Consider the following 10,748-nt stretch of genomic DNA (forward strand, 5'->3'; position numbering starts at 1 on the left):
ACGTGATGTATCAAATAAAGGTCTATCGATATATCTGATCGCAGGCTTGCTTTAGAGTTGCCGCACAATAAGCAACCTAGCGAGAAAAAAATCCATGAAGCTCCATTTTGCTCCTTCTACGTTAACACTTGCTGTCATGCTCTCTTTTAATGCAACGGCCGATTACGCCAGTGTGGACAGCTACCAGGGAAAAGCAGCCACCGAATTTACCCAACGCGCGAATGCCGAGCTGGCTAAGACCCTACCGTGGCAAGATAACACGGCATTTGAGCGCACGCGTCGTGGCTTGATAGCAGAATTTGGTACCCATCCAGCGAATGAGCTGAGAGCACGTTTCCAGCACATGGACAATATGAGCTTGGAACAACTGCCACCGACTGTTAACCCTTCGCTATGGCGACAGGCGATGCTGAACTACGCCGCAGGGGGACTCTATCAAGTGACTGATGGCATCTATCAGGTGCGTGGCGCCGATCTCTCCAACATGACGATCTATCGTACTGATAATGGCTACGTGATCCATGATCCGCTGATCACCCGTGAAGCCGCAGCGGCCGCTTGGGATTTTGCTAAACAGTATTTGCCGAAGGTGAAAGGGGGACACAAGATCACCGGCATCATCTATTCGCACATGCATGTTGACCACTTTGGTGGCTCACGCGGCATCCTTGATTCTGGCGATGTGGTCAAAGGCGCACCGGTCTATGCACCGAAAGATTTTATTAAAGAGCTGGCAGATGAGAACATTATCGCCGGCACAGCCATGGGGCGCCGAGCCAACTACCAATATGGCGCAACACTGGATAACAGCCCGAAAGGGATAGTTGATAATGCACTTGGTTTAGGCACCTCGCGTGGTGAAGTCACTTTAGTGGCGCCTACCATCGAAATCCAGCCTCGAGAACAAGAGATCAGCATCGATGGCTTGAAAATGCTGGCGATCAATATGCCAGGTGCCGAAGCACCGGCTGAAATTGTGCTCTACATTCCAAAATACCGTTCGCTGAATACCGCCGAACTTACCTACGATGGTATGCACAACATCTATACCTTCCGTGGTGCGAAAGTGCGTGACTCATTGGCTTGGACCAAGTATCTCACCGAGCTGAAAATGCGCTTTGTCGACACTGGACTTGTTGACAATATTCACGCTGCACACTCTGCACCGGTGTGGAACGATCCCGCTACACCAGTGAATGAAATTGCTGAATACCTGCGTTTACAGCGTGATAACTACGGTTTCTTGCATAACCAGTCGATGCGTTTAGCGAATCAGGGGGTAACCATTAACGACGTTGGTCGTGAGATTGAGCAGATCGTACCGCAAATACAGAAGCAGACCTGGCACACCAACGGTTATCACGGTTCTTACAGCCACAATGCCAGAGCGGTAGTGAATCTCTATCTTGGCTATCACGATTTGAACCCTGTTAACACCAACCCGCTCAAGACTAAAGACAAATCTTGCGTCTACGTTAATGCGGCCGGCGCTGAGGTACTGTTCAATGCAGCTAAAGCACACTTTGATCTGGGTGAGTACCAGCAGGCATCGCAGTTATGGAATGACTTAGTGCAGTGTGATCCAAACAACACGCGTTATCGCCTATCGCTGGCGGACAGCTTCGAACAGCAGGGTTACCAATCGGAAACCATGGCATGGCGCAATTCTTATCTGCAAGCGGCGGTTGAACTGCGCACTAACCGGATTGAACCGTCGATCAAAGTGGCAGCGCCAGATGTGATCGCCAACACCCCGACTGGAAATTTCCTGGATTTTCTCGCGATCCGGCTGAATGCACCAAAAGCGGAGCAGGCCAATCTTAATTTCCGTTTTGGTATTACACATCCAGAGTTGAAACAGAATTACTACGGTGAAGTCTCCAATGCCAATATGGTTAACATTCAAGTTGATAAAATGCCAGCAACGGATGTCTCACTGACGATCCGCAAAAGTGATCTGACGGCTGTCATTTTGGGACAAACCACTCTCGACACGCTGATTAGGGACGGCAAAGCACGCTTGCAGGGAGATGGAAGCCTGCTGAAGAAGTTGAGCGATTCACTGGATAATTTCGACGGCTTATTTGAAATTATGCCGATGCCAACGCAGCAATAGCCGACTCAATCATTGCGCTATCCCACAGACAGCGCGAGAGGAGTGCTCAAACCAGCGGTGTTTCAGGGAGTGAAACGCCGCATTAGCCGCCATCACGCCACCACACATTACCAGGATAAAGTAGCGGACTGAGCCAGCCCCCAGAGGTAGCCATCGGGGTCGGCAACCAGGGCAAAGCGATCTCCCCAAGCGGATTGATGTGGAGCCTGAAGAACAGTAGCGCCTGCTTTCCGGGCTTTTTCTGTAACATCATCGACATTGCTCACGTAGAGGTAAAAATAGCGTTTTTGTTGTGCAATATCTGCTGGATTGAACGGAACATCCTCTGCATGCAGACTTTTTTCGGCTGGAACAAACATCAGTACCAGCTCGCCCCGATAGCTCATTTCAACGTGAACCGCAGTACCTTGTTTGACAACTTCATCCCGCAGGGCAAAGCCAAAGGCCTGTTGATAAAACTGTTTACTGCGTTCTGGATCCTGCACCGTAAGGTGAGGGGTTAGCAAGCGCGAAGAAAGCCAAGGCGAGCCTTTTTCCCGAGCCTGTAGCCTGTGTTGTGTGGCCAGGGCTTCCTCGGTTTGGGCAACAGCAAGCGGGTTGAGCAAACTGAAGAGGGGGAGGGTCGATAATAAAGATCGAATCATGGGGCAGGATCTCCGTTTATTGAATTTTTTAATAAGGCAGACGTTCTGATTCGTTTCTCATTTGAAACAAAACCCTATTTGTTTTGTATGTAAATCAATTTGTTATATAACAAATTGGGTTCATTAGTAGCATGTTTTTTGGTACTGGGCAAGCTTTTGGAGTGATGTATGAGTGCTGCGTTCTATCGCTGAAGATAATCCAAGTGCTACATTGCACACAATATGATTGAAGTCATGCATAAGACCGGAGGAAAATAAAATGGCGATAGTTTTTATGCCGGCATTGGTTGTTATTCTCACCAAAAAGGAAAGGGACGCAGGACGCGCGCTTACCCAACAGGAAGTTGAACAAATTCGCGATAACGCAGTGGCAATCAATTTACCAGATGAAATGACGAGTATTCTGGACGATAGCCGTGGTTATTCAGATATTGACCCAGAGAATGTATGGGAAGAATGGCAAGCTTACCGGGGATAATGCATCAAGCGCTGTACACCAAAAAGCAAAAACAGCAGCATCTTGAACACTGGCTGACATTTGATTGGATATTATTCAATGCCAGCCAGTGCCTAACGAGGGATCACTCCCACTCGATCGTCGCTGGTGGTTTACCGCTGATATCGTAGACGACACGTGAAATGCCGCTTATCTCGTTGATAATCCGATTGGAGACGCGGCCCAAGAACTCATACGGCAGGTGTGCCCAGTGTGCGGTCATAAAATCGATAGTCTCGACCGCACGCAGCGCGATCACCCAGTCATATTTGCGCCCGTCACCCATGACGCCGACCGAACGTACTGGCAGAAAGACGGCAAAGGCTTGGCTGACGCTGTGGTACAGCTCGGCTTTACGCAGCTCCTCAATAAAGATCGCGTCGGCACGACGTAGCAGATCGCAATACTCTTTTTTCACTTCACCTAACACACGCACCCCTAAGCCTGGACCAGGGAAAGGATGACGGTAGAGCATTTCATACGGCAGCCCCAGTTTAAGGCCAATCTTGCGCACTTCATCCTTAAACAGCTCTTTCAGCGGTTCAACCAGGCCGAGCTTCATCTCTTTGGGTAGCCCGCCGACATTGTGGTGGGATTTGATCACATGTGCTTTGCCAGTCGCTGAAGCAGCAGACTCAATCACATCCGGGTAGATGGTGCCTTGTGCCAGCCATTTCACGGCGCTCTGCTTGCTGGCCTCTTGATCAAACACCTCAACAAACACACGGCCGATGATCTTGCGTTTCGCTTCTGGCTCATCAACGCCAGCCAGAGCACTCAGAAAACGCTGCTCCGCTGCGACATGGACAATGTTCAGCCCAAACTGATCGCCAAACATCTCCAACACTTGCTCGGCTTCGTTCAAGCGCAGCAGACCATTATCAACAAACACGCAGGTTAACCGCTTGCCGATGGCACGATGCAGCAGCATGGCGGTGACGGAAGAGTCAACACCGCCAGAGAGACCAAGGATCACTTCGTCATCGCCCACCTGTTGGCGAATGCGTTCAATGGCATCTTCAATGATGGTCGCCGGTGTCCAGAGCGCTTCACAGCGGCAGATATCCAGCACAAAGCGCTGCAACAGCGCCAAACCTTGCCGGGTGTGGGTGACTTCAGGGTGGAACTGCACACCGTAAAAATGCCGTTGTTCATCAGCAATAATCGCGAACGGGCAGCTATCGGTGCTAGCAACCGTGCTGAAGCCACTAGGGATCGCGGTCACTTTGTCACCGTGGCTCATCCAAACATCAAGTAGGCTATTGCCACTGGTACTGACCGCGTCCTGAAGATCGCCCAGTAGCGGGCAGTGTGTCAGCACCTCGACCTGCGCGTAACCAAATTCACGCTGATCGGAACTCTGCACTAAACCGCCGAGTTGCATTGCCATGGTCTGCATCCCATAACAGACGCCCAACAGCGGAATACCAGCATTAAACACGTACTCCGGCGCGCGTGGGCTACCGGTTTCTGTGGTGCTCTCCGGGCCACCAGAGAGAATGATGCCGCTGGGGTTGAATTGGCGGATCTGCTGCTCAGTGACATCCCACGGCCACAGTTCACAATAAACACCGATTTCGCGCACGCGGCGCGCGATCAGCTGGGTGTATTGCGAACCAAAATCGAGGATCAGGATGCGATGCTGATGAATATTTTTTGTCATGTCAGGCAAATTCCAGCTACAGAAAAAGGAGTAAACGGGGTGTTACCCCCTCCAGCAGGAGAGGGCAGCAAAATTATCCCATGCGGTAGTTAGGTGACTCTTTAGTGATAGTGACATCATGCACATGGCTCTCTTTGATGCCAGCGCCGCTGATGCGCACAAATTGCGCTTTGGTACGTAACGCTTCAATGGTGGCACAGCCGGTCAACCCCATACAGGAGCGCAAGCCGCCCATCTGTTGATGGATGATTGCTTTCAGCATCCCTTTGTAGGCCACGCGCCCCTCGATCCCTTCCGGCACCAACTTATCGGCAGCGTTATCACTTTGGAAGTAGCGATCAGAAGAGCCTTTTGACATTGCACCGAGAGATCCCATTCCACGATATGACTTGAACGAACGGCCTTGATAAAGCTCAATTTCACCCGGTGACTCTTCGGTTCCGGCCAGCATTGAACCGACCATGACACAAGAAGCGCCTGCTGCCAGTGCTTTAGCAATATCGCCGGAGAAGCGGATGCCGCCATCGGCAATCACCGGAATACCCGTGCCGGCCAGCGCTTCTACCGCATCGGCGATCGCGGTCAACTGTGGCACACCAACACCAGTGACAATACGTGTGGTGCAGATAGAACCAGGACCAATGCCGACTTTCACTGCATTGACACCCGCTTCCATCAACGCCTTGGCACCGGCAGCAGTAGCGACATTGCCACCGATAATTTGCAGATCAGGATATTTGGCACGGGTTTCACGGATGCGCTGTAACACGCCCTCGGAATGGCCGTGTGATGAGTCAATCAGCAGCACATCAACCCCGGCAGCGACCAGCGCGTCGACACGCTCTTCGTTGCCAGCGCCTGCACCCACGGCGGCACCGACACGCAGGCGGCCATGCTCATCTTTACAAGCATTTGGTTTACGTTCGGCTTTTTTGAAATCTTTTACCGTGATCATGCCTAACAAATGGAACTGGTCATCAATCACCAGTGCTTTCTCAACGCGCTTCTCGTGCATTTTCTGCAACACAATCTCGTGCGCCTCACCCTCTTTGACAGTCACCAGACGCTCTTTCGGCGTCATGACTGCGGTGACGGGTTGACTGAGATCGGTGACAAAGCGCACATCGCGGCCAGTAATAATCCCCACGACGGTATTATCACTGCCTACCACCGGATAACCGGCAAAACCATTACGTTCGGTCAACGCTTTCACCTCCGCCAGTGTGGTACTGGGGGTGACGGTTTGCGGTGCGTTCACGATGCCACTTTCGTACTTCTTCACCCGGCGAACCTCTTCAGCCTGGCGTTCAATCGACATATTTTTGTGAATAAAACCAATGCCGCCCTCTTGTGCAAGAGCGATAGCCAATCCAGATTCAGTCACGGTATCCATCGCCGCAGAGAGCATGGGGATGTTCATACGGATGGAAGCAGTGAGCTGTGTGCTCAGATCAGTGGTGTTGGGTAAAACGGTGGAATGGGCTGGGATCAGTAGAACGTCGTCGAACGTGAGTGCTTCTTTAACGATACGTAGCATGGGCAATATCTCACCAAGGTGAAGGGGGAAAAGATAAAATATTGCCGCGGCATTATACAGAGCGTCCTCGATCGCCTCCAGTACTTTCTGATAAAAACACTTGCTTCATACTCGCCAGTCGGTAGTATCGCCCCATTCTTTCGCGACTTTGTAATTTGACCTTGATCACATGTCACTCGCTACTTCATCGACAATTTTCAGCGTAAGCCAGCTCAACCAGCATGTTAGGCAACTTTTAGAGAGTGAGATGGGGCAGATTTGGCTATGTGCAGAAATCTCCAATTTCTCTCAACCCGCTTCCGGCCACTGGTATTTCACGCTGAAAGATGAGCGTGCTCAAGTGCGCTGTGCCATGTTTCGCAACAGCAATCGGCACATTGGCTTTCGGCCACAAAATGGCCAGCAGGTGCTGGTTCGTGCCAGTCTGACGCTGTATGAACCGCGAGGTGATTACCAGCTGATTGCTGAAACTCTCCAGCCGGCTGGAGATGGCTTGCTACAGCAGCGGTTTGAACAGTTGAAACAGCGCTTGGCGGCAGAAGGGCTGTTTGATCAACAGTTCAAACAGCCGTTGCCTCGTCCGGCACGCTGTGTCGGTGTGATCACCTCCGCCAGCGGTGCGGCGTTGCACGACATTTTGCAGGTGCTACAACGGCGTGATCCCGCCTTACCCGTGGTGATTTACCCCACCGCCGTGCAGGGTGAAGAGGCTGTTTTGCAGATCATCGCCGCGATCGAAGTCGCCAACCGCCGTGCCGAATGTGATGTGCTGATCGTTGGTCGAGGCGGTGGTTCACTGGAAGATCTCTGGAGTTTTAACGATGAACGGCTAGCACGGGCGATTTTTGCCAGCGCGATCCCGGTTGTCAGCGCGGTGGGGCACGAAACCGATGTCACCATCGCCGATTTCGTCGCCGATTTACGTGCGCCGACCCCTTCGGCGGCTGCCGAACTGGTCAGCCGCAATCAACAGGAGCTACTGCGCCAGCTACAGGCACAGTGGCAACGGTTGGGGATCGCGATCGACTACTACTTGGCACAGCGCCAACAACAACTCGCGACCTATCATCATCGCTTGCAGCAGCAACATCCCCATTTACGTTTAGCCCGCCAACAGACCCAACTGCTGAAGCTACAGCGCCGGTTAGAAGAGGCACTACAGCGTCATTTACAACACTGGGTTTATCGTCATCAGCACCTAGAGCAGCGGCTGCGCCAGCAAACGCCGAATGCCAGGGTAATGCGCCTGCAACAGCAACTTCAGCAGCAGCGACAGCGGTTACAACAACAGCTCGAACGGCAGTTACAGAGCTATCGCCAGCGTTTTGCTGTCGCTTGTGGTCAGCTTGAAGCGGTTAGCCCATTGGCAACCTTGGCACGTGGTTATAGCGTGACGCAAACCTCACAAGGTGCTGTGTTGAAAACCACTAACCAGGTGCAAATCGGCACATTATTGCAAACCCGCTTGGTGGATGGCTGGGTAGAGAGTGAAGTGAAGGCGGTTAGTGACGTCAATAAACCACAGTAGTAGTGTTAACAGGTAGAGCGTATTGCTCTTACAAGGAGTTATTGGTGCCCAGCATTTTGCCATGAAGGTGCCAAGCTATGGTTGATAATCTCAAACTGGCAATAGATTTTTTAATTAAGCTATCTGGCAGGGCAAACGCATGAAGGTTTTTTGCCCAATCATTGACTACACTCTCCCCCTTCTCAGGGGGAGGAGCTAGAGAGTTCTTTTGCTTTGATAATGGGGCAAATCTAATACTCATGTTCGGCGAAGATGCCGATAATCTGGTTATGTACTTCGGGAAGTATTCAATACTTGCCCTGCCTAATGACCTCACCTTAACCGTTTTAGTGAAAACCGGTCAGGTGAGGTCACCGGGGAAGGGAGGGGTTAACTGGCGGCTAAACTGTTGGGTAAAAATAGGGCGCTTAGCTCGGCAGCAGGTTGACGATTTTGGCGATTTTCAATTAAATCGGCCAATACTCCCGGATCAGAAAGGGTGGAGGTATCACCCAGAGCATCGCAGGCATCTTCGGCGATTTTGCGCAGGATGCGGCGCATAATTTTACCGGAACGTGTCTTCGGTAGACCAGGGGCAAACTGGATGATATCTGGGGTGGCAATCACGCCAATTTCACTGCGAACCCAGGTGATTAGCTCTTTGCGTAGTTGTTCCGAAGGTTGGATCCCCTTCATCAATGTAACGTAAGCGTAGATGCCTTGCCCTTTAATATCATGTGGATAGCCAACTACGGCAGCTTCAGACACTTTTTTATGTTCAACCAGTGAGCTTTCGATTTCGGCAGTGCCCATGCGGTGCCCTGAAACGTTGATCACATCATCGACACGCCCAGTGATCCAGTAAAAGCCATCGGCATCACGGCGACAGCCATCACCGGTGAAGTATTTGCCTGGATAGGTGGAGAAATAGGTCTGTACAAAGCGCTCGTGGTCGCCATAAACGGTGCGCATCTGCCCTGGCCAGGAGTCGGTGATCACCAGGTTGCCTTCGCAGACGCCCTCTAACACGTTTCCTTCATTATCGACAATTTGTGGCTGAACACCGAAAAAGGGGCGCGTGGTCGAACCCGGTTTAAGCCGTGTCGCGCCAGGTAGTGGTGTGATCAGAATACCGCCGGTTTCGGTTTGCCACCAAGTATCGACCACCGGGCAGCGCTCTTCACCGACAACGTGGTAGTACCACTCCCAGGCTTCAGGGTTGAGCGGTTCGCCAACAGAACCGAGCAGACGCAGCGAACTGCGAGAGGTCGATTTTACCGATTCATCACCAAGGCGCATCAATGAGCGGATCGCAGTAGGGGCAGTGTAGAAGATATTAACTTGATATTTATCAACAATATTCCAGAATCTCGAGCTGTCTGGGTAACTTGGGATCCCTTCAAACATCAGTGTGGTGGCACCATTTGCCAGCGGGCCATACAGCAGATAGGAGTGCCCAGTCACCCAGCCGACATCGGCGGTACACCAGTAGATATCACCATCGTGGTAATCAAAGACATATTGATGAGTCAGTGAAGCGTAGACCAGGTAGCCACCGGTGGTGTGCAGCACGCCTTTCGGTTTGCCGGTCGAGCCGGAGGTATAGAGCACGAACAGCGGATCTTCTGCGTTCATCGCTTCACATGGGGCAGAGTCGCTGACTTGTGCCGCAGCTTCGTGGTAGTAGATATCACGCCCGGGTTGCATTCTCACTTCGGCACCGGTACGGCGCACCACGATCACGTGATCAACCTGCTCGCTGCTGCGCACAATCGCTTGATCAACATTGACCTTGAGCGGGATTTTGCGCCCACCACGCACGCCTTCATCTGCGGTGATCACCACACGTGAGCCGCAGTCGTCAATGCGTCCAGCCAGTGAATCGGGTGAAAAACCGCCAAACACCACCGAGTGAATCGCTCCCAGCCGGGCACAGGCTAACATTGCGGCTGCGGTTTCCGGGATCATCGGCATGTAAATGGTCACCCGATCTCCTTTGTTGACTCCGCAGTTGCGTAACACATTGGCAAAACGGCAAACTTCGGCGTGCAGTTCACGGTAGGTGATCAAACGGCTCTCTGACGGATCATCGCCTTCCCAGATAATTGCGACCTGATCAGCGCGTTGCGCCAGATGACGATCCAAGCAGTTATAAGCAACGTTAGTGACACCATCTTCAAACCATTTTATTGATACATTGTCGCCGTGGTAACAGCTATTTTTGACTTTGGTGAACGGTTTAAACCAATCGATACGCTTGCCATGCTCAGCCCAAAAACCCTCGGGATCGGCAATACTGCGTGCATATTCAGCTTGGTATTGTGCTGCGTTGACATAGGCGCGTTGTGCCCAGTTATCAGGAACATCATAAATCTCATTATGCATTGAAAGTCTCCAGTAAATTACCCAATGACATTGTTAATGCCACCGAAACAGAGCAATACCGCCGTATTGCATTAACGAAGCGCACCAATGAAATTTTAAAAGGTTGATCACTGTTTATGTCAAAAATGATATTCAGATGATCCAATTAATGCTGTTTTTTGTTTTCTTTTTGTTAAAAAATTTGTGAGAGTGGGAGAGAACCACGTTGGCAATCGCGGTGTAGTGGGGTGTTCTGTTTATTATTCAATCAGGTGTGGCTTGACGTGTGGGGCTATCTGCTGACACACGGATTAGCGCGAATGGTTAATAATTTGTGATCAGGATGCAAACGCGCTGCTTGAACAGCGCAGAAAAGGAAAAATATTTTTAATCAATTGAGTGGCGAGTTCTTGCTGATGCT

At 51.3% G+C, this 10,748-nt stretch carries 7 protein-coding genes; 3 read left to right on the forward strand and 4 right to left on the reverse strand.

Annotated elements, in window-relative coordinates; translation table 11 throughout:
* Positions 1-94 precede the first annotated feature (94 nt).
* Complete coding sequence (locus EOJ37_RS03525; RefSeq protein WP_127957863.1) at positions 95-2,116, forward strand: alkyl/aryl-sulfatase; 2,022 nt, start codon at positions 95-97, stop codon at positions 2,114-2,116.
* A gap of 107 nt (positions 2,117-2,223) precedes the next feature.
* Here the strand turns inward: EOJ37_RS03525 and EOJ37_RS03530 are convergent, their stop codons facing one another.
* A complete protein-coding gene (locus tag EOJ37_RS03530; protein ID WP_127957865.1) occupies positions 2,224-2,760 on the reverse strand; it encodes a VOC family protein in 537 nt (178 codons plus the stop codon).
* Positions 2,761-3,019: 259 nt separating this feature from the next.
* Here EOJ37_RS03530 and EOJ37_RS03535 point away from each other — a divergent pair, with 259 nt between their 5' ends.
* A complete protein-coding gene (locus EOJ37_RS03535; RefSeq protein ID WP_127957867.1) occupies positions 3,020-3,238 on the forward strand; it encodes a hypothetical protein in 219 nt (72 codons plus the stop codon).
* A 103-nt stretch (positions 3,239-3,341) separates the two neighbouring features.
* Here EOJ37_RS03535 and guaA read toward each other — a convergent pair whose 3' ends face one another.
* Together guaA and guaB are read right to left on the reverse strand one after the other, a co-directional pair.
* Entirely contained in the window at positions 3,342-4,919 is a 1,578-nt protein-coding gene (gene guaA / locus EOJ37_RS03540) for a glutamine-hydrolyzing GMP synthase (protein ID WP_127957869.1), read from the reverse strand.
* 73 nt (positions 4,920-4,992) lie between these two features.
* Positions 4,993-6,456: an IMP dehydrogenase gene (gene guaB, locus EOJ37_RS03545; protein ID WP_155522474.1), complete on the reverse strand. Its 1,464-nt coding sequence runs from the start codon at positions 6,454-6,456 to the stop codon at positions 4,993-4,995.
* 169 nt (positions 6,457-6,625) lie between these two features.
* Here guaB and xseA point away from each other — a divergent pair, with 169 nt between their 5' ends.
* Positions 6,626-7,984 carry an exodeoxyribonuclease VII large subunit gene (gene xseA, locus EOJ37_RS03550; RefSeq protein ID WP_127957873.1) on the forward strand — a complete coding sequence of 453 codons (1,359 nt, stop codon included), beginning with the start codon at positions 6,626-6,628 and terminating at the stop codon, positions 7,982-7,984.
* Between the two features lie 369 nt (positions 7,985-8,353).
* Here the strand turns inward: xseA and acs are convergent, their stop codons facing one another.
* On the reverse strand, positions 8,354-10,348 hold the full coding sequence (gene acs / locus EOJ37_RS03555) for an acetate--CoA ligase (protein WP_127957875.1): 1,995 nt from the start codon (positions 10,346-10,348) through the stop codon (positions 8,354-8,356).
* Positions 10,349-10,748 lie beyond the last annotated feature (400 nt).

The organism is Serratia microhaemolytica, from assembly GCF_004011885.1.
GTDB lineage: Bacteria > Pseudomonadota > Gammaproteobacteria > Enterobacterales > Enterobacteriaceae > Serratia_G > Serratia_G microhaemolytica.

Coding starts and splice junctions, on each gene's coding strand:
- EOJ37_RS03525 (WP_127957863.1), top strand. CDS start 95: ATGAAGCTCCATTTTGCTCCTTCTACGTTAACACTTGCTGTCATGCTC.
- guaB (WP_155522474.1), bottom strand. CDS start 6,456: ATGCTACGTATCGTTAAAGAAGCACTCACGTTCGACGACGTTCTACTG.
- acs (WP_127957875.1), bottom strand. CDS start 10,348: ATGCATAATGAGATTTATGATGTTCCTGATAACTGGGCACAACGCGCC.
- guaA (WP_127957869.1), bottom strand. CDS start 4,919: ATGACAAAAAATATTCATCAGCATCGCATCCTGATCCTCGATTTTGGT.
- xseA (WP_127957873.1), top strand. CDS start 6,626: ATGTCACTCGCTACTTCATCGACAATTTTCAGCGTAAGCCAGCTCAAC.
- EOJ37_RS03535 (WP_127957867.1), top strand. CDS start 3,020: ATGGCGATAGTTTTTATGCCGGCATTGGTTGTTATTCTCACCAAAAAG.
- EOJ37_RS03530 (WP_127957865.1), bottom strand. CDS start 2,760: ATGATTCGATCTTTATTATCGACCCTCCCCCTCTTCAGTTTGCTCAAC.